Annotated in this window: 17 protein-coding genes and 1 tRNA gene; 10 read left to right on the plus strand and 8 right to left on the minus strand. The window is 41.1% G+C overall.

The window, feature by feature from the left end:
- Positions 1 to 923 precede the first annotated feature (923 nt).
- The 4 genes from H6G26_RS07540 to H6G26_RS07555 all read right to left on the minus strand — a co-directional run bounded on the left by H6G26_RS07540 (position 924) and on the right by H6G26_RS07555 (position 4,570).
- Positions 924 to 1,697, minus strand: coding sequence for a COP23 domain-containing protein (locus H6G26_RS07540; RefSeq protein ID WP_190728655.1), 774 nt, complete (start codon positions 1,695 to 1,697; stop codon positions 924 to 926).
- 406 nt (positions 1,698 to 2,103) lie between these two features.
- Positions 2,104 to 2,274 (minus strand): ssl1498 family light-harvesting-like protein, encoded by a 171-nt coding sequence (locus H6G26_RS07545; protein ID WP_190728656.1) that lies wholly within the window; start codon positions 2,272 to 2,274, stop codon positions 2,104 to 2,106.
- 213 nt (positions 2,275 to 2,487) lie between these two features.
- Positions 2,488 to 3,534, minus strand: coding sequence for a DUF1611 domain-containing protein (locus tag H6G26_RS07550; protein ID WP_190728657.1), 1,047 nt, complete (start codon positions 3,532 to 3,534; stop codon positions 2,488 to 2,490).
- On the minus strand, positions 3,518 to 4,570 hold the full coding sequence (locus tag H6G26_RS07555; RefSeq protein ID WP_190728658.1) for a dipeptide epimerase: 1,053 nt from the start codon (positions 4,568 to 4,570) through the stop codon (positions 3,518 to 3,520). The genes H6G26_RS07550 and H6G26_RS07555 overlap by 17 nt, the downstream gene beginning before the upstream one ends.
- 140 nt (positions 4,571 to 4,710) lie before the next feature.
- Between H6G26_RS07555 and H6G26_RS07560 the strand changes: the two genes are divergently transcribed.
- The 3 genes from H6G26_RS07560 (at position 4,711) to H6G26_RS07570 (ending at position 7,122) form a co-directional block, all read left to right on the plus strand.
- Complete coding sequence (locus H6G26_RS07560; protein WP_190728659.1) at positions 4,711 to 5,259, plus strand: NUDIX hydrolase; 549 nt, start codon at positions 4,711 to 4,713, stop codon at positions 5,257 to 5,259.
- A gap of 382 nt (positions 5,260 to 5,641) precedes the next feature.
- Positions 5,642 to 6,628 carry a lipase family protein gene (locus H6G26_RS07565; RefSeq protein ID WP_190728660.1) on the plus strand — a complete coding sequence of 329 codons (987 nt, stop codon included), beginning with the start codon at positions 5,642 to 5,644 and terminating at the stop codon, positions 6,626 to 6,628.
- 125 nt (positions 6,629 to 6,753) lie between these two features.
- Positions 6,754 to 7,122 (plus strand): DUF1304 domain-containing protein, encoded by a 369-nt coding sequence (locus tag H6G26_RS07570; RefSeq protein ID WP_190728661.1) that lies wholly within the window; start codon positions 6,754 to 6,756, stop codon positions 7,120 to 7,122.
- Positions 7,123 to 7,290: 168 nt separating this feature from the next.
- Here the strand turns inward: H6G26_RS07570 and H6G26_RS07575 are convergent, their stop codons facing one another.
- Positions 7,291 to 8,214 carry a nucleoside hydrolase gene (locus H6G26_RS07575; protein WP_190728662.1) on the minus strand — a complete coding sequence of 308 codons (924 nt, stop codon included), beginning with the start codon at positions 8,212 to 8,214 and terminating at the stop codon, positions 7,291 to 7,293.
- A gap of 15 nt (positions 8,215 to 8,229) precedes the next feature.
- On the opposite strand from H6G26_RS07575, the gene H6G26_RS07580 reads away from it, so the two are divergent.
- Entirely contained in the window at positions 8,230 to 8,661 is a 432-nt protein-coding gene (locus H6G26_RS07580; protein ID WP_190728663.1) for a nucleoside deaminase, read from the plus strand.
- Positions 8,662 to 8,794: 133 nt separating this feature from the next.
- Here the strand turns inward: H6G26_RS07580 and H6G26_RS07585 are convergent, their stop codons facing one another.
- A complete protein-coding gene (locus H6G26_RS07585) occupies positions 8,795 to 9,916 on the minus strand; it encodes a metallophosphoesterase (protein WP_190728664.1) in 1,122 nt (373 codons plus the stop codon).
- 418 nt (positions 9,917 to 10,334) lie between these two features.
- Entirely contained in the window at positions 10,335 to 12,062 is a 1,728-nt protein-coding gene (locus H6G26_RS07590) for a S8 family peptidase (protein ID WP_190728665.1), read from the minus strand.
- Positions 12,063 to 12,656: 594 nt separating this feature from the next.
- Here H6G26_RS07590 and H6G26_RS07595 point away from each other — a divergent pair.
- Entirely contained in the window at positions 12,657 to 14,126 is a 1,470-nt protein-coding gene (locus H6G26_RS07595; protein ID WP_190728666.1) for a glycoside hydrolase family 13 protein, read from the plus strand.
- 46 nt (positions 14,127 to 14,172) lie between these two features.
- Here H6G26_RS07595 and H6G26_RS07600 read toward each other — a convergent pair whose 3' ends face one another.
- Complete coding sequence (locus H6G26_RS07600; protein ID WP_190728667.1) at positions 14,173 to 14,592, minus strand: fasciclin domain-containing protein; 420 nt, start codon at positions 14,590 to 14,592, stop codon at positions 14,173 to 14,175.
- A 159-nt stretch (positions 14,593 to 14,751) separates the two neighbouring features.
- On the opposite strand from H6G26_RS07600, the gene H6G26_RS07605 reads away from it, so the two are divergent.
- The 5 genes from H6G26_RS07605 (at position 14,752) to H6G26_RS07625 (ending at position 18,567) form a co-directional block, all read left to right on the plus strand.
- Positions 14,752 to 14,988 (plus strand): DNA-directed RNA polymerase subunit omega, encoded by a 237-nt coding sequence (locus H6G26_RS07605; protein ID WP_100900204.1) that lies wholly within the window; start codon positions 14,752 to 14,754, stop codon positions 14,986 to 14,988.
- Between the two features lie 23 nt (positions 14,989 to 15,011).
- Complete coding sequence (locus H6G26_RS07610) at positions 15,012 to 15,620, plus strand: hypothetical protein (protein WP_190728668.1); 609 nt, start codon at positions 15,012 to 15,014, stop codon at positions 15,618 to 15,620.
- A gap of 370 nt (positions 15,621 to 15,990) precedes the next feature.
- Positions 15,991 to 17,952, plus strand: a complete 1,962-nt coding sequence (locus tag H6G26_RS07615) for an ATP-binding protein (protein WP_190728669.1) — start codon at positions 15,991 to 15,993, stop codon at positions 17,950 to 17,952.
- Positions 17,953 to 18,077: 125 nt separating this feature from the next.
- Positions 18,078 to 18,443, plus strand: coding sequence for a DUF1818 family protein (locus tag H6G26_RS07620; RefSeq protein ID WP_190728670.1), 366 nt, complete (start codon positions 18,078 to 18,080; stop codon positions 18,441 to 18,443).
- A 50-nt stretch (positions 18,444 to 18,493) separates the two neighbouring features.
- Positions 18,494 to 18,567, plus strand: a tRNA-Pro gene (locus tag H6G26_RS07625).
- The last annotated feature ends 540 nt before the right edge of the window (positions 18,568 to 19,107 follow it).

Genomic DNA, 19,107 nt, shown 5'->3' on the forward strand with positions numbered 1-19,107 from the left:
GGTTGTGAAAAGACAGCTACATAATTTTTCAGTACTAATTCTTAATTGGGCATTTTCAAATTATCCCATCTAGATTAAGAAACGGCTAGCAAAAGGTTAAGAAAAATATTTGGGTTTGAGGGCAGTTTTACCCGCAGCAATTCTTCATCGACTGTCCAATTTATTTTGAGTTATATCCCACTTAAAACTCTTAATAGTGGAGGCAGTAGTAAAGAATTTTAGGTTGTTTGAAAACCGCCTAAAAAATTTTTATTTAGAAATAATTTCTAATCGTATAAAAATAGATTATCCAGTGAATTTTCTCCAGGGAAAATCATTTATTTAATACAGTAAATTTTGGTGGCTATAAAGTTAAATAATTCGCCATCGCTTCCCGCTATTGTACTTTTACTAACCATTACAAAAATTTGACTGCAAAGATGCACTTTACAGCTTTAGCGATCGCAATATCCCCATCCAAAATGGAATTTTAGTAAAAAATGCTACATATATTATTAAGATTAATCCATATTTACCAAACTCAAATTATCTCAGTAATGTTAAGAAACAGATAGAAAAAGGTTAAAAAAACAAATATTTGGTAGGACTTACGCACTGTACAAATGCATTGTGATCTGAATTAATGAGCTAGAGGAAGTTTTCAGACTTTTCTTAATTATCCTGCGATCATAAATAGACCATGCTGTAGCGGCACAGCATTGCTGTGCCCTTACGAAAGATATGGTTTTTAACCTTGAATCATGTTTTGTATTTTTTGTCAATGTGTAAGTTCTATTTGGCATAGAGTTGCACTAAGATAACATCAAATTAAAATAGCCTCTGGTCGATATAACTAAACCAGAGACTAGTTTTAACAGAGTAGAATGTCTGATTCCAATTTGTTAAAAACGTAATACCGTCAGAATTGGTATCACTGTGAATTATCAGAAATTACGAGGATTCAAGCGAACAGAGTTAGGTTGAGACTGACGACGAATTGTCACTCCATTGCGGAGGTTGTTCGCAGTACCGCCATCTTTGCGATCGAGGAACGGTTTCAGATTAATCCCACCTCTAGACGAAATAACCCGATTCTTGCCACTACCCAGAAGTGTGCGTCCTAAATTATATAATTCGTTCCCTCCACTACTGCGATTGCCATAAGTATTAACAGCTATAGTTTGTTGTCCACTGTCAGCAGTAGTCAAGTTTTGAAAAATGCTATTGCGGATAACAACGGGATCTTTCCCACGCGGTACTGTCAGCACAATTCTACAGCTTGGGTTAGCTTCTGTTGTGACGCAAACAATATTTTCGTTATTTTCTACAGATGTCTGGAGTTCTAGTAAACCATCTGGGCGATAAAGTTCTAAGCGACTGGCAATTGTTGAACAACGTCTTTGTGTATCCCAACCACCGCCTAAAGTCGCAGGCGCAGCCCAAGGAAAGAATTGCCCTGGTTGACTTTGTGGCTGATACATAACGGTGTACTGACCATTATAAGTCTGACAGGTAAACCGAGTTGTCCCGTCAGCCGAGGGTGAAGGTGGTATATCTGTTGATGTATCTATTGGTACTGATGACCCACCTGATGGTACTGTTGGTACGACAACGCCATCGCCAGTAGAGTCATATTGCGCCATTGCTACGGAATTGCCCAGACACAAAGATAAGCCGAGACTGCCCAAAGCTATCAATCGAAGCAGTTGTGATGACATATAATCATCCTCCAGTAAAAACTAGGTGGGGAATTGATAGTTTAAGTGACGAATAATTCTCTGTTTTGATTCATCAAAAACGCTATTTTTTTCCTCTCTTGCTTTTTTCTGTTCGAGTAGCTTTTTTACCCGTGCTTTAAGCTGTTACGCATTTAACTTGAATATTTACATGAAGGCTGATGACTGATGACTGATAACCGTCAACAGTCAACGACCGTAAAGACTTATCTTTATTTTATGGGCGATCGCAGTTATATTACAACGTCGCCGTTTGAGATGCGATGCCTACGGAGAACAAAGCTAACGCACAGGTGTAAAACATAAAAAACCCCGGTGAAACAACTAACCGAGGTAAGAGAGAATTGAGAATGACAATGAGATACAGCGATACGGAAATGGAAAAATTTTAGCTAACGCTAAAACCAACCAAAACTAAAGTTGTGACAATTAAAGTCGCAAAAAGTCCTTGTAAAACGTATTTACGTTGTTCCCAAATTGCCGGGTACTCGGCGTGGTAAACCTTGGGTTCAGTTGCGTAATTATTGAGAATACCGTTTTCATTTACAGTAGTATACATAGTTTTTTCTCTTTTTGTTTACTTATGTAACTAAATTTAACAGTATTGTTACAAAACGTCAAGAGTACTTGACAAAAAAAGCTGATTATTTTAAAAAAATTACTTATCAGGCATAAGGGATTTAGGCGAAGCTGCTCCAGCCGCCGAAAGCGCCATAAATTAAGCGGTTTTTTAAATCGCTTAATCTAAAATGACAACGCCTAAAATTTACATCTAATTCTTCATCACTGCATCCAATAGCACATTGGCATCAAAGCGGACTACATCAGTGCAAGGTAGCCCAGTTTCTGCTATTGTTTGAGCGATACTTTCCTTGGCCGCAGACTCATCTAGATGGGCTGTGTTAAGCGCTATACCTGCTACAGTAACAGTGCCAAAAGCGCCACCAGCACTAGCAACGGTTTCATAAAGCCGAATTACCTCTGGTAGAGGTGGAATTACTACATGGGGATGATTGCGGACATGAACTTGTCCCGCCCGATGGACTAACACCAGTTGAGTTGGTTGTGAACCACGAATTAAAGGTAGGGTTGCCGTTGAACTAGGGTGTAGTAGTGAACCTTGTCCTTCAATGTGCAGGATGTCATAGTTTTTGCCATAACGCATAACTATCTGTTCCACAGCACCAGCAGCAAAATCTACCCGCACGGCATCTAAAGCCACGCCATCACCTTCTAACATCACCCCAGTTTGACCTGTGGCAAGGAATTTAGAACGCCAGCCCCGTAGTTTTGACGCCCAATGTAACTCTAAACTAGTTGACATTTTACCGATCGCCATATCCGTTCCCACAGTCAAAACCCTCTGACAGGGAAGTGTGCGTGCCATGCCACTAGCTACACTTATATTAGGCGGCTCTTTTCGTACATCCCAAATTAATTGCCCTGGTTTGAGCAGTGTATTTAACTCTGGTATGTTTGCCATTGGTGTATGCAAACCATTCACCAGCGACATTCCAGCTTCTAAAGCTTCTTTGATTTCTACCCAGTAATCATCTGGTACGGCACCACCTCCTGGAGCAATGCCTATTACCAAAACTTCCGGCTTATACTCTAGGGCTGCGGCTAGCGATGCCACAATCGGCACATCTCGCTTGATACCTGTTAATTCTGGTAGGGATTTGCCAGCACACTCGCGATCAATTACGGTTACGATTGGGGCTTCACTATAGCGTAAAATTGCTAGACCTGTTTTGCCCTGAGTTCCAGTAGTTCCCTCATGAAGCAAGATAGCTATTCGTTGATTAAGTGGCAGACGCACTGTGTTGTACTCCCAATCCTGGTAAATCGTTTGGCAAAACTCTCCCTTCTTTTAGCAATGCACCCGTAAAGGGATCATCGATTAAATTGAGGTGACTGTCTAAATCTAAATAATCAGCTAGTGGCGCTAGCTGTAATGCTGCTGTGTTAGCTAGCGAACTGTCAGAATAGCAACCGAACATTACTTGTAACCGATATGCTCGCGCTGTATGTACCATTCGCATAGCCTCAGTTAGTCCCCCTGATTTCATCAGTTTGATATTAATTCCATCCACGTAGTTTGCCAAATCCGGAATATCAGAGCTTGTGAAGCAACTTTCATCGACAAAGATGGGCAGGGGAGAGTGTTCTTTGAGTTTTGCTAAACTTGGTTCCTGCCCCCGTGGCAATGGCTGTTCTACATATTTTATACCCAATTCAGCTAGCCAATTGCACATTACGATCGCATCTTCTAAACTCCAACCCCCATTAGCATCAACGAAAAATTCTAGTAATGGTGCTTCTTCTCGCACTGCCAATAGCATTTTTTTATCTGCATCTATGCCATCTGGATTACCTAACTTCACCTTAAAAAGCCGGACATCAGTAAATTGTAACCAGTCACGCGCTCTCGCCCTGGCACCTTCAGGCGAATTAATCCCAATTGTTACTGAAGTTGGTACTATTTGATTGCGATCGAGTCCCCAAATTTGCCACAAGGGTAATCCTATATGCTTGCCCAACCAGTCGTGCATTGCCATATCCAAAGCTGCTTTCACAGCAGAAGGAACTTGGTTTTGTGTTAAAACTTGCTCAATTTGCTGCCTTTCTAAGGGATTGAATGCTTGTAACAGTGGCACAATTTGTTCTAAAGCATCTTTGATCGTATCAGTTGATTGCCGATGATTACCTACACCGAATGGCGACGCTTCCCCCCAGCCTTCGATCCCATCATGTGAAACTCTCACCCAGACATTAGTTGTCTGTGCCGTTGTACCTCGACTAATAGTCAACGGAAACCTTTTGTTTACTGTAAATAAATTTATATTTATTTGCATATTTGTCATGCATATTATGTTAAAGCACAAGCCAGTGTAAGTTCAAAGTTTAGATTATCGGATGCATCTGTTATACTTTTTTACATTCCGTTGCTTAGTTAGTAAAGCTTTTATAGATAATTTTATTTTTTACTTGATTTATGAGCAACTTAAAAAAATGGAAGACTTTAAAATCAAAAATGGTTTTAGAGCACTATTGGTGTCAGGTAAGACAAGATGAAATAGAATTGCCCAATGGTAAAATTATAGATGATTATTTTGTCAGTATTAAGCCTAACGTTGCAATGGTTTTACCTATTACTAGTAATCGAGAAATTATTTTTGTCCGGCAATATAGACACGCAGGAGGTAAATTTTTCTTGGAACTACCAGCAGGGAATTTTGATCCTGCAAAAGAGAGTGCAGAGGTAGCAGCAATTAGAGAACTGAAAGAAGAGACTGGCTATATTCCCCAAGAATTTATAAAAATCGGAACTTTATACGATAAGCCGAGTAAAGATACTAATCAAATACATTTATTTTTAGCAGAAAATGTGAGCGAACTTGGAGAGCAAAGACTAGATATTACAGAAGAAATTGAAGTTGTATTTATTCCTGTGGAATCAGTTTTAGAGAAAATTATTCAAGAAGAAATTTCTGTAGCGGGAACTGTAGCGGCTCTCTTCTTAGGTTTAAATTTTATTACTTAATTAATAATCAATTTAGCTATTTACAATTATTTAATAAGAATGCTTGAGGCGAATTACACTCTGAACTTTTTACAGGAACTTTTCTAGGCATTTTCCTAGAGAATGAGATTCAGAAAGTTTCCGTATAATGTCTTGATACGATCATTATTCATAAAAGTTATAGATATCAGTCAGGGGTATACTGAAAATTTTATATATCTGCCAAAGCTCTAGTGAATACACGGTATTACATTGTATAACATTTGAGTATGGTTATGCTCAATAGACTGAAGCTCTTAAATTGAGAAAATCTATTCAACCAGCCGTTCTTAATATCTAGCTAGAAGTTATGCACAATTTACAAAATCCGAATCAGCCAATAGACAGAGTAATTATTTCTAAATTGGATACCAATACCTACCCTCAAGGTTTTGATGGTGAAATGGCTCGAAAGCTAGCAGGGTTAACTCAGCAAGCGTATAAGCAGTTCAATTTGTTCTCTCTTAAAAAGAACTTACAAAAATTTGAGCTTGATAATCTGTTTCAGCTAGACACTGAATTTGCCGAAAAGGACGTTCCCTTTGGGTTTGTTGCCTCTGAAGCTGGTAGTGACAATATATATGTAATCTTCCGTGGCACCAGACGCTTTGTTGAATGGTTCAAGGATGCGAATATTCAGCTTGTCACTTTAAACGATAGTACTGATAAATATAGTAAAAAAGTAGAAATTAAGGGTGAGACTGTAAATCAGGTTGTCCTCGAAAATCAAAGTTCACACATCATTCCTAACATTGACCATGATTTTGGGTTGGTAACAGCAGGCTTTAGAGGCATCTATGTAAGCCTACGGGAAAAACTTATTAAGGCACTCAATCAAAAATCACCAAATGCTAAGGTCTTTGTCACAGGGCATAGTTTAGGTGCTGCACTAGCAACATTAGCAATTCCGGATATTTTAAAGAATACTCACTTTACAAATCCTGACAACATTGTACTATACACGTTTGCTAGCCCTCGGTGTGGAGACAAAAATTTTGCAATGAGTTTTCAAAAGTTAGGTGTTCGACACTGGCGGATTGCAAACACGGAAGATTTTGTCACCACGCTGCCATTTCCAACAGGAAACCTTATAAAACCTGCACCATCTGATACAAGGCCAGAAGAAGAACTTGGAATTGGTGGAGTAGCAGGAGTGGACAAAAATCCGAATCCAATTTTTGGCTTCTTCAAAGCAATGTATGACAGAAATAAAAGAAGAATGCCAGACTATGTGCATACTGGCACACCCATTTACTTTACCATTCATGAAGCTGCCTTGGAGAAGCATCATAACCTAGAGGACGTATACATGGCTGGAATCTCACAAGCTTCTCTTACCCCTCGTGTGTAGCTGCGAACGTGGTTAGCGAAGCTGTCAAGAAGATTAAAGATAAAGTCACTACTTAGTGATTGAAATCTTGCACTAATTTAAGACTCTTGTTCTAAAATACACTGATTTGTTTAGTAAAACGCATTATGAAAACTACCGCTACCATCGCTGTTGCAATTATTGGTTTTATTCATGTCGCCATTGCGATGGTAGAAATGTTTTTCTGGCAAACCTCCCTTATCTATGAAAGGCTAGGATTTAACGCTGATATCGCGCATCAAGTCGCTCCAATTGTTAATAATGCAGGTTTATACAATGCATTTATTGCAGCTGGTTTACTCTGGGGAGCTTTTAACCAAAACAGAGCGATTCGGCTCTTTTTCTTAGTTTGTGTTATCGTTGCTGGTGTTTATGGTGCAGTCACGCTAAAGCCTACAACGCTCGTATTACAAACACTTCCAGCAACGATTGCTCTCATTCTTATTTGGTTGGCACATTCTCGATCCAAACTGTAAAGCGTCGTTAGATTGGGTAAGCAACGCCTAACAATCTAAAGTTAATTTTCAAGAGACTACGCTTATGGCTCTATCATCTAATAAATAAGCTGCTATCATTTGCACGAAGCGAGAATTTACGATCGCAGGCAGCCGCATTACCCTTTTACGATGTGAATTTTTAGTTTTTTATCTTGCCCATTGCTGTAAAATGTAAGCATAAAAAGCCTCTTTATCTACTTTATCCATCGCATAAATTTTACGACCACCAGGAACTACTTTAGTACGTCCTTGACTAAGACCAGTGGTGATAATTTCTGTTTCCCATTCGCGCAATTGATAGAATTCTGGATGTCCCAAATAAGCTGTTGCCAAGACATCCCAAAAATAATAATCTTGGGGGATAACTAATGCATAACATTGTCCGGCTAAATCAGAGATGGGATAGTGGCGTTGTCGCCCCATTTTGTATACTAACTCCGATGTGACTGGGACATTGTTAGTTAAATCCAAAGGACACATAATAATTTCAATTTGCGTTTGCCATACTCGCGCTGCTGAAACCGCATCCCAATAAACATTCCATTCGGCAGAACCATCTTGTCCAGCTTCCAAACTTTTTTCTACATTACCGCCAACATTTAATGCACCCCCCATCCAAACAATTTTGTGAATCTTGGCTTCAATATCTGGTGCTTTATCCAAAGCTACTGCTACCGTCGTCAAAGGGCCAGTTACCATCAACGTTACGGGGTCTGATGCCTCCCGCAAAACCTTGATCATGAAATCTTGACCTGTTTCGGCAACCAAAGGCGTAGCGATGGTTTCGTTTTGATTGAGGATGGGGAGATGGTCAACGATAAAGGAATCACGGCGATAGAGAGTAGGAAATGGATTGATACCGCGCACAGTACTTTCTGCAACCGGGATATGAGAAAATCCCATCAAATCGATAATTTTACGTGTGGCGCTAACAGCTGGTTGGACGTAGCAATCTGCTGGAGTGACGACAACACCAAGGAGTTCGATATGATCCATTGTCAACAGTAGCATGGTTGCTAAATAATCATCTACACCGCCATCGTGATCCATTAATACTAGTTGTTTTGTCATAAAAGGAGAATTAATATGGATGAGTTTATGGAAGCTGCTATTCAAGAAGCAAAACAAGGCAGACAAGAAGGGGGAATTCCCATTGGTTCGGTTCTCGTCAAGGATGGCAAAATTCTCGGCAAAGGACACAATAAACGTGTGCAAGATGGCGATCCTGTTACCCATGCGGAAATTGATTGTCTCCGTAATGCTGGGAGAGTTGGCAGCTACAGAGGTACAACACTCTATTCAACTTTAATGCCGTGTTATCTATGCGCTGGGGCAGTCGTACAATTTGGGATTAAAAAAGTCATCGTTGGAGAATCCAAAACTTTTCCTGGTGCTAAAGAATTTATGGTATCTCACGGTGTGGAAGTAATTGATCTTAATCTTGACAATTGCGAACGAATGATGAGTGAGTTTATTGAAACTGACCCGGAACTTTGGAATGAAGATATTGGTAAGTAGTTGGGAGTTGAGAGTTAGGAGTAGCCCGCGTCTTGGTGACTTTTGATAGGAGAATTATGGTAGGAGCGATCGCTATCTAAAGCACTCTTTAGCCTAGACAAAAAACTTACCTTCACCCGGACACTCATCACTCCTAACCCAGCAAAAGTGTACTGTTATTATCAATCAGGGTAAGAGTTCCACTAGTAGCCATACCTGGGTTGGGCTGTGATGCACCATAGGACTGAATATAGCGCCGTACCTCTAGTGGAAACTGCGGGTAATCTAACACCGCATCACCATCGGCAATAGTTGCCCAAAAGTCGCGCAAACTAGGTGCTAATTTTTTTGCCTGTGATAATGGTAAGTTTAACGGAGAGTGAGTTAGTAATTTGATTAGGAAGGGGAAAGAGCGATCGCCCATCCATTGCCGTGATGACTCTTGCAAGTCGGGAAACTCAGGCACTGACTCTACCCTATGGGATAAAATTTGCAATGATTCTTTACCTTGGTTATCCCGATGAAACTCTAGCACCCGATAAGGGTGAGGATAGCTAACTAAAGAGCCAGTGGTAATATCATATACTCCATCTGAGTAAGCAATATCCTGAACGTGTAAATGCCCTGTAAACACTAGCTTGACTCCGTAGCGTCTCAGCAACTGTAATAGTTCTGCTGAATTCGCCAACATATAGCGATTTGCCAGTGGGTGATTTGATTGATTGGGCAAATGCTCGACTACATTATGATGCACCATCACCAAAACTAATTCATCACCAGATGCCGCCAGCACCTCTTCTAACCACCGTAGCTGCTTGGCATCCAAACACCCGATTTGCTCACCTTGGTCATTAAAGGAGTTAGAATTAAGTCCAATCAGCTTAACTCCAGGAAGCAGCTGACGAACGTAGTACATCTGCTGCGGATCTTCATAGCCAAACTTTGTGTAATAGTAGGGAAAATCCGCAAAAGCAATTGATTGCTGATCGGCTAACAGCACAGGAACGTCATGATTACCAGGAACAACATAGACGGGAAAAGGTAACTGGGCTAAATATTGTTCTAACCAGGCGTGGTTCTCTGGTTCGCCGTGCTGGGTTAAATCTCCTGGCAACAACAAGAAATCTAAATCTAGTTGTGTTAAATGTTCGAGTACACTTTGAAACGCCGAGATACTGACTTCTACTAGATGGAACCGGCTGGGATGATCCCAGATTGTGTGGGGAAGTGCCAGGTGTAAGTCGCTGACTACCGCAAAGCGAAAATTGAGAGCCATTGATTTATGGAAATATTAAAAGCAGGGGTTAAAATAAGCCTTTTCCAAAAAGTATAGCGCTTGCTTTGTTTCGCTGCTTAGAAATGGTATATTAACTTACAGAATGTATCAAGCGATCGCCTCCATAAATCTCAAGAAAGGCAGAGGGCAGGAGGCAGGAGGCAGGAGGGAATGCTGCAACAGTTCTCTGGCTGTGACCGTACCCCTACGGGGAAGCAAGCTACGCGCAGCGTCTCCAAGAGTTGCGAACTTGGGTTGAAAACCCCGCCGTCTACACGGCGCTTACAATTGGGCGGGGTCTGAATCCCTGACGAAAAAGTTCCTTGTCTACGACACGCTGCGCGATCTGCCTTCTGCCCTCTGCCTCCTGCCTCCTGCCTTCTTCAAGGTGTTTAATATATCGCATTCCTCAGCATAATTACAGGTTTAAAGCGTTAATCACTCCATAACCCCATTTTTCATCAAATGTGCCTGCGGGTTTTCCAGGAATTGCACTATTTTTACGTAGTAACTCTTTCACAGTAGCCGGATCAAGTTTAGGATCACGTTGCAACAGCAGTGCTACTAATCCACTAACGAATGGTGTTGCCATACTTGTACCAGCCATTACCACAAACTTAGAATTAATCATTGATGAGCGGCCAAAACTGGCATCGGCGGAAAGGGTGGAAACAATCATTGCTCCTGGTGCTGCTACATCCGGCTTTTGTCCAGCATTCCGTAATGGCCCTTCACTACTGAATTCCGAAATAGTATGTAATTCAAAGCCCATTTCTTGCACTTGGCCATCAATATCTGTGTACTTGCTTCTAGTAGTATAGGCGGCAACTGTAATTGCACTGCTGGCGGCTCCTGGTGAACCAATTTTTACCGCATCCTTCACACTTTTACCTGTGAAAAACACTGAGGAGCTCTCATCTAGTGTCCACACATTCAAACACGTGTCAGTTGAGGAAGTGTTACGAACTCGCAACTGCCAAACACCTCCCATAACTGGTGAGGGGCCAGTACCACGTATTTGCACAAAGAAATTATGGTCGCCGTTGGCTTGGTCTGGCGCTGGTGTCGCTAATTGCACTCGCGCATCCGGTAACTGGTAATCTTGTGCAGGATTGCCGTCAGTAATGATTTTTTGGAAGGGGGTAACAAAACCGTTAGGACTCCGCACCGACACTTCCAATTCACTGTCTTTGGAATACCAAGCGTTTAACCAAACTATACCTACTTGATTCAAAGGAACATTAAAGCGCATACCGCGAGTGCGTCCAGTGGGTATTGTCGCTTGACCATGAATGTTATCGTTTCCTTCGTTACCCGCAGCACAGCAAACAATTCTTCCAGGGCCAGTTTCGGCGTTAATGACTTTTGATAAGGAATCACTACCATCATGGGAATCAGCATGTCCACCCAAACTGAGATTCACCACAGCTGGCCGTCCCAACTCTCTAGCAACTCGGAAAATGTAACGAACGCCATCAGCAATGTGGGCATCCTGTAAATCTGACCTGACGACAACTAATTCCGCTTCTGGTGCTACACCGCCATAGGTAGCATCGGCACCGGCGGCAATTCCAGCAACGTGAGTACCATGACCGCTAGTATCCTGAGAAATTGTCAGTTGCGCTCCTGTAAATTCAGCCCCATAGCCGCCCTCCGTCACTCCTGGGCCTGACAGTGTTTGATCCCAAATGTGTAAAATTCGTCCAGCAAAGGCGGGGTGTTTCGGATCAATGCCACTGTCTATAATGCCGATGATTACCCCTTTACCAGTCAGTCCGGTTTGATTTTTAAACTCCGGTAGTTTGGCTTCTGCCAGTGCAGTATCCATCCTCAAATGAAGTTTGCGTGATGGCTTAATCCACTGAATAACATCTTCTTCAGATAAAACATCTAAACTCTCTATCGGTAAGAAAGCCGTCCGCACACTGCCTGAGTTTTGATTGACTTCAATATTATATTGTGATAAGTAACTCAAGTCTGCATCAGGGTCGCAGTAGATAAAAACAACGCTCTTAGTAGGCTTGACTGGGCTTTTGTGAGCAATAATGCCAAGCGATCGCTTGTGTGTAACTAAAGCTTGATCTCCTTCATTGTGATAGTCTTGAAATGCCAAAAGTAGTCCGGGAGAAAGTTTTTCGTGTTTCATTTTTACCTCAAATTTAATTTATTTGCTGTTAGCAAAATAGTGATTAGAACAGGATAAGGCGCTCTGGCATTAAGGCAGACTATGTATTTTTTCGTCTTGATTATTTGATGCGACTATAGTTATCTATTCTTTTAATAGATACATCAAATAAGCTTAGGGAACGGGAAGTTATTCCTAAGACAATTGCTAATTCATAACTCATATACCTGAATTATGTCTCCCTTATAGTGATTTTATGTGGCTCATAAGACATCTTTAAGCAGCCGCATCTCATAATTATCCAAGACTGGGGTCATTGGGAATTTTTATGAAGCTATTAAACTAATCCAGTGCCTGTCTAAATCATTACGGACAAAGTTAATAAAATTAAGAATAGTTAAGGAATAAATAAAAAAGATAAATTTCATCAATATTAAATACTAAAAGAACTTATCAGCAAAACAGTTAAGACTGATAACATTTGCGTATAAAGTATCAGGATGCAGACTAAATTGCTAATGACTTCTGACAAATGATAGATTTTCTATCATAAGTAAGAGCCATAAAGAAGCCAATATTTGCAACGATCGCTTCTGAAGATACAAAAAGTTATTCATGCAAATTCAAACACCAGACTGGGTGAAACATGCGGTTTTCTACCAAATTTTTCCAGATCGCTTTGCTAGAAGCAAACAGCCACGCAAACGGTTGCTGCGTGAAGCCCGTTGGGAAGATTGGGATGCTATGCCAACACTCCAGGGTTATAAAGGCGGCGATTTATGGGGCATCATGGAGGGTTTAGACTACATCCAGGATTTGGGAATTAACGCGATTTACTTTACACCAATTTTTCAATCCGCTAGCAATCATCGCTATCATACTCACGATTATTATCAAGTTGACCCCATGCTGGGGGGCAATGAAGCTTTTAAAGAATTGTTAGATGCAGCGCATCAACGGAATATCAAAGTTGTTCTGGATGGAGTGTTTAACCATTCCAGTCGGGGTTTTTTCTTTTTCCATGACGTTTTAGAAAATGGCCCCCATTCGCCTTGGGTAAATTGGTTCAAAATCGAAGGCTGGCCCCTTTCAGCATACAATGGCGATTTCCCTGCAAATTACGTAGGTTGGGCGGGAAATCGCGCCTTGCCAGAATTTAACCACGACAATCCAGAAGTGCGGGAATATATTATGGAAATTGCCGAATATTGGATTAAATTCGGCATCGACGGTTGGCGATTAGATGTACCATTTGAAATAAAAACTCCTGGATTTTGGCAGGAATTTCGCGATCGCGTCAAGGCAGTTAATCCCGAAGCTTACATTGTGGGCGAAGTCTGGGGAGATTCCCGCGAGTGGTTGGATGGGACACAATTTGACGGCGTGATGAATTATCTATTTGCTGGGCCAACAATTGCCTTTGCAGCAGGCGATCGCGTAGACTTAGAACAAGTCCAAAGCCGCGACTATCAACCCTACCCACCCTTATTTGCCGCCGAGTACGCCACTAAAATCCAAGAAGTACTGCAACTTTATCCTTGGGAAATTCAGCTAACTCAACTCAATTTGCTAGCAAGTCACGATACAGCCCGATTGATGAGCATTGCAGGCGGCGATATAGCTAGTATAGAATTATCAACTCTATTGCTACTAACTTTTCCCGGTGCGCCCAGCATCTACTATGGTGATGAAGTTGGCTTACCTGGAGCCATAGACCCAGACTCACGCCGTGGTTTTCCTTTAGAAGCGAACTGGAATCGAGAAATTTTCAATACTCACCGTCAATTAATTGCCCTACGCCACACTTACCCAGCATTGCGTACAGGTGATTACCAAGTGCTCCATGCTCAAGGAGAACTTTACATCTTTGCGCGAACTTTAGGGATAGAGGAATTGATAATTGCCGTCAACGCTGGCACAAGTTCGGCAACAGCCAATGCAGATGTCGTTATGCGTACTCAACCCAACAAGCTGTTTTATGGTACTGCTGAAGTTGAGTGGAATAGTGAAGGAGAAACTCAGCAGTTGAGGTTGAGTGTTCCCGCACGCAGTGGGTGCATTCTGGGAGTAGAAAATGGGGAGTAGGAGGACAAAGGGGACAAAATAAACTGTTTTCCCAATGCCCAATACATTAGCTTCCTGCCACCATTGCAGGGATCAACACCGCATCAATAACGTGGATCACGCCATTGTCCGTCAAAATGTCTGTTTTGACGACATTGGCGTTATTTACCTTAATTTTGCCATCGGCAGATTCAATGGCTACAATTGACCCCTCAAACGTCTCAGCTTCATTGATCTGTACCAAATCATCAGACCGAACATCCCCACTAGCGACATGATACGCCACAATTTTCTTGAGCTTGGGGATATCTTGTAGTAGCGAATCTAAAGTTCCCTCTGGCAGATTGGCAAAGGCTTCGTCAGTTGGTGCAAATAGCGTGAAAGAACCAGGGCTTTTCAGCATTTCTATGAGATTTGCAGCTTCAGCAGCCTTCACCAGGGTATTGAAGTTTCCCGCGTTGATAGCAGTTTCCACAAGGTCAGCCATAAGGATGTGTGACTTTAGTCAGGTAGTATTATAAGTAACTTATAAAGTGATTAGAATGCTCTTAGCCTCTATCAACAGAGAGGTTGCTAGCGATTAAATACACGGCAGCAGATTTATCAGTACTGCTACACTGGGGAATGACCCCAAGAACCACTGATTATGCTAAAGCGTTCTAAGTTCGAGACAACTCAGTCTCAGATTATGCACCGTTCTGAGGAGCTAATTAGTGCAGCCTCAAATCGTTACCGCATTACGGTTCAGGTGGCAAATCGTGCTAAACGTCGGCGTTATGAAGACTTTGAAAATAACGAAGATGCGATGATGAAGCCAGTACTAAGGGCAATTATCGAAATGTCCGATGAATTGACTCAGCCAGAAATTATTGGCGAACTATAAAAAAAGGCTTTAGAGAAGGTAGGATGAGCAAATATTTATCGTTCATTCAACCCCTGCTCAAGTCTTGGCAGACACTCACTGCTTTAATGGTAGTGGGTGTAATTACCTTGAGTTCAGGGGCGGGTAAATCAATACGCACAAATTTATTTAATATCCAACCTGCATACGCTCAGAGAATTACTCCTGGCGATGTTTGGCAACAAGTGTATCAGCAATTACCAGATTTACCACGAGAAAATAAGTATATCAGCAAAGAAAATGGTCAAGTTGCCGAAAACAACACCTTAGTAAATCGTCTGATTAGATATCACATTTATACCAAAGGGCGGGCCCCAATTTATCGTTTGGATTGGAAGCTGACTTTAGCAGATTACCTGGGTGCGAATGAAATCATGTATGATAGTACCTATCCAGGCAATGATGCACTACGGCAAAATCCGATAGAAGGCGATCGCAAAGCCATTACCCTTCTCACCCGCAGCCAGCGAGATGCCCTAGTCCAAGTCTTAGTCAATGTATTTAATCCTACTTCCCAAAATACCCTATCCCCTAACCCCAACACCGCACCTAGTCCTAGTACGTCAACTACCCCACAGCTACCCCAACCAGGAGGGGCTGAACTACTGAAATAGTGGAATATCCGTGAGAGGTTAAGATAAAATACCTTTTGTCAACCAGTTAAAATACTCAAAATATTCTTAATAATATCGTACGGGGAATAAGGGTAGGAGGCAGTGTTTCGACTACGCTCAACAACCAGGCAGAAGGAAATTTTGATTTAAGTAGTTAACAAGTAGTGGGAGTTTAAATCCCCTGCTTCTATCAAGCAGCGCGTATGTTAGTGGGGGTCTAAATCCTCGTCACAAAACGTAATTGCCGATTGCGTTAGCGGAGCGGGGCGTTAGCCCATTGCGAATTGCGAATTGTTTTAAATATCATTTTGGGCATACTAAGGAAAGACTTAGGCAATCTTTTGAGCTATCCATCCTGATTTGGGATGATATGCCTAAAAGAAAGTCAGACTTTCCAGGATTAAGTAAAATGGTGTTTTTCGACATTGTTCCGCAACAATCTTCTCAGGCTTTCCTGTGGAGTATTCTTAACAGCATTACAGATCCAATATTTGTAAAAGACAGGCAACACAGTTTGGTGTTCGTCAATGATGCCTTGTGTCAGTTCATGGGATATGAACGTTCAGAATTAATTGGTAAGTCTGACTATAATTTCTTTTGCAAAACAGAAGCCGATGTTTTTCGGGAGAGAGATGAACTTGTATTTACCATTGGCTTGGCTGATGAAAATGAGGAATTAATCACAGATTCTCAAGGTGAAACTCAGGTCATTTATATTAAGAAAAACCTATTTTCCGATGAGGTTGGTAATTTATTTTTAGTGGGTTCAATTCGGCTGATTGGTTCCAAAGATAAAATTGAAACTGTTTTGCTGTATCAGACAGTAAATAAGTTGAAACAGGAAATTCATGAACGCCAAGAAACAGAGAAGCGCTTTTGCAGACATAGTAATGCTCTACAGCAACTCGTGCAAAGTGAAAAACTACAATATGATGATTTTCAAATTGCCATCCAATATATCACAGAAGTGGCTAGCTTGGGTCTTGATGTCGAACGTGTAAGCGTTTGGTTATACACAGAAGAACGTCTAGGGATTCGGTGTATTGATTTATATGAACGTGAGCAGAATTGCCATAATCATGGTTTTGAATTATCTGTCTGTGACTTTCCTAGGTATTTTCAAGCTCTAAAGGAAGAACAAGTAATTGCAGTTTCTAATGTTCATACTGATCCTCGCACTTCAGAGTTTTCTGCAACTTATACAACCCCACTGGGAATTAACTCAATGCTTGATGCCAGGATTTGGTCTAGAGGCCAGGTGATTGGTGTAGTTTGTTGTGAACATTTGGGAACTCAGCGTAACTGGACATTAGAAGAAGAAAGTTTTATTGGCTCGATTACTGACTTTGTGCGACTGGTAATTGAATCAGGCGATCGCAAAATTGCTGAAGAAGCACTGCGACAATCAGAAATGCAGCTCAGACACCAAACTCAACAACTAGAGGAAGGACTGAAAGAATTACAACGCACTCAAACCCAAATGCTCCAAAGTGAAAAAATGTCTTCTTTGGGACAATTGGTAGCAGGTGTTGCTCACGAAATTAATAATCCAGTTAACTTTATCTATGGCAATATTGCACCTGCTCATGATTACATTCAAGACTTACTAAACCTGATTAAGCTATATCAAAAATACTATCCTGATCCAGTTACTGTTATTCAATCAGAAATTACAGCTATAGACCTAGAATTTTTAATGACAGATTTACCTAAGCTCCTATATTCAATGAAAATAGGAGCAGATCGTATTCGGCAAATCGTCCTTTCTCTGCGAAATTTCTCTCGCCTAGATGAAGCTGAATATAAAGCAGTTGATATTCATGAAGGAATTGATAGTACGTTATTAATTTTAGAACATCGCCTCAAAGCAAAACCTGATTATCCAGGAATTAAAATTATTAAAAAATATGGAGATTTGCCTCTAGTCCAGTGCTATGCAGGTCAACTCAATCAAGTGTTTATGAATATTTTAACTAATGCAATTGATGCCTTAGAAGAACGGGATGAACAACGCACTCAACAGGAAATACAACAATCTCCTAGCGTGATTCAAATTTGTACAGAAATAATTAGTAAAAATCAGATTGCAATTAAAATTGCCGACAATGGTCTGGGTATACCGGAAAAAATAAAACAACGCATTTTTGACCCCTTCTTTACGACAAAACCAATTGGTAAAGGTACAGGAATGGGTATGTCAATTAGTTATCAAATTGTGACCCAAAATCATCATGGCACTCTTGAATGCATTTCATCTCCAGATCAGGGTACGGCATTTGTGATTGTCATCCCTCTAAAACAGCAGATCAGTCAAGATTACCCAATAGAATGACAATCATCAGATCATGGCGCGAATCTGAGATTGTGCAGCAGCCTACAGTTTCATAGAGAATTGGGATTAGAAGTTGTAAATTAATAACTATTTACTCACTCATAACTCCTCACTTCTAACTAATTATGGAACGCCTTGTAAAAACCGGATTTGGCTGGCGTATTGGCTGGAACCCCGATGCACCTGAATTTAAAGGTTTAGTGGGTACAGATGATTGGGCGATTGAATTAACCGAAGCCGAGTTGAATGATTTTTGCCGTCTACTAGCACAGCTGGCAGATACCATGAAGCAACTCGCCACTGAATTAATGGAAGAGGAAAAAATTGCTTGTGAAGCCGAAAGCAATTTATTATGGATGGAGGTGGAAGGCTATCCTCATGATTACAGTCTGCGCCTCATCTTGAATACAGGGCGATGTGTAGAAGGTAAATGGGATGCTTCTGCTGTTCCAGATTTACTGCAAGCTACTGGGATGCTTAAGGTTTTTTAAATTTGCCTCTTGATTATCCTATAGTTTTGCTATACGATAGTAATTCTGAGCGGGGCGTAGCGCAGCTTGGTAGCGCGCCACTTTGGGGTAGTGGAGGTCGTGGGTTCGAATCCCGCCGCTCCGATTAATGATAAGCCATGCCTGCTAGTCTTTTCAGAAGATTAGCAGGCTTTTCAATCATGTCTACGAGACTATAGCAAACCCTTAACACAAAATAATTCCAAACTTCACTACAAATAATAATTTAAATTGGCACAGGCAGCCTGGGCAAACTATCATTTAACCATTCGCGCATATTATGTTAGCGGTAAATTTGCACCAGTTGATTAAACAATTCCTTGTCAGCGAAACCATTACGTCGCAGTATATTTAACTCTCGGTTGATTACTTGAGTTATAGAACTACGAAACGCCTTTTTTAGAAAATTAACTTCACCTTTTAACATTAATAAATTGCCACTGCGATCGCAATTTATTAAAAACTAGAAATAGCGCATAATGATGTTATTTTAAAAGATAATCAACAACTTCCCTGTCACTTTGCCTTGATAACTCTTCTAAACTCAAACGTGTATAAATAAAAATTTGGGATGTTACTCATGCTCAGACGCAAAAGCAGCCGTAAAATTTCCTTGGTGGCTATGCTTGTGCTTGTTATATGCTTT

Origin of the sequence: Nostoc sp. FACHB-888 (genome assembly GCF_014696655.1) — a bacterium.
Lineage (GTDB): Bacteria > Cyanobacteriota > Cyanobacteriia > Cyanobacteriales > Nostocaceae > Nostoc.

What these genes read in the sequence shown, in the direction of transcription:
- H6G26_RS07585 (WP_190728664.1), bottom strand. Translation starts at nt 9,916, where the DNA reads ATGGCTCTCAATTTTCGCTTTGCGGTAGTCAGCGACTTACACCTGGCA.
- H6G26_RS07610 (WP_190728668.1), top strand. Translation starts at nt 15,012, where the DNA reads ATGAGCAAATATTTATCGTTCATTCAACCCCTGCTCAAGTCTTGGCAG.
- H6G26_RS07595 (WP_190728666.1), top strand. Translation starts at nt 12,657, where the DNA reads ATGCAAATTCAAACACCAGACTGGGTGAAACATGCGGTTTTCTACCAA.
- H6G26_RS07590 (WP_190728665.1), bottom strand. Translation starts at nt 12,062, where the DNA reads ATGAAACACGAAAAACTTTCTCCCGGACTACTTTTGGCATTTCAAGAC.
- H6G26_RS07545 (WP_190728656.1), bottom strand. Translation starts at nt 2,274, where the DNA reads ATGTATACTACTGTAAATGAAAACGGTATTCTCAATAATTACGCAACT.
- H6G26_RS07540 (WP_190728655.1), bottom strand. Translation starts at nt 1,697, where the DNA reads ATGTCATCACAACTGCTTCGATTGATAGCTTTGGGCAGTCTCGGCTTA.
- H6G26_RS07605 (WP_100900204.1), top strand. Translation starts at nt 14,752, where the DNA reads ATGCTAAAGCGTTCTAAGTTCGAGACAACTCAGTCTCAGATTATGCAC.
- H6G26_RS07620 (WP_190728670.1), top strand. Translation starts at nt 18,078, where the DNA reads ATGGAACGCCTTGTAAAAACCGGATTTGGCTGGCGTATTGGCTGGAAC.
- H6G26_RS07560 (WP_190728659.1), top strand. Translation starts at nt 4,711, where the DNA reads ATGAGCAACTTAAAAAAATGGAAGACTTTAAAATCAAAAATGGTTTTA.
- H6G26_RS07580 (WP_190728663.1), top strand. Translation starts at nt 8,230, where the DNA reads ATGGATGAGTTTATGGAAGCTGCTATTCAAGAAGCAAAACAAGGCAGA.
- H6G26_RS07615 (WP_190728669.1), top strand. Translation starts at nt 15,991, where the DNA reads ATGCCTAAAAGAAAGTCAGACTTTCCAGGATTAAGTAAAATGGTGTTT.
- H6G26_RS07575 (WP_190728662.1), bottom strand. Translation starts at nt 8,214, where the DNA reads ATGACAAAACAACTAGTATTAATGGATCACGATGGCGGTGTAGATGAT.
- H6G26_RS07600 (WP_190728667.1), bottom strand. Translation starts at nt 14,592, where the DNA reads ATGGCTGACCTTGTGGAAACTGCTATCAACGCGGGAAACTTCAATACC.
- H6G26_RS07570 (WP_190728661.1), top strand. Translation starts at nt 6,754, where the DNA reads ATGAAAACTACCGCTACCATCGCTGTTGCAATTATTGGTTTTATTCAT.
- H6G26_RS07555 (WP_190728658.1), bottom strand. Translation starts at nt 4,570, where the DNA reads ATGCAAATAAATATAAATTTATTTACAGTAAACAAAAGGTTTCCGTTG.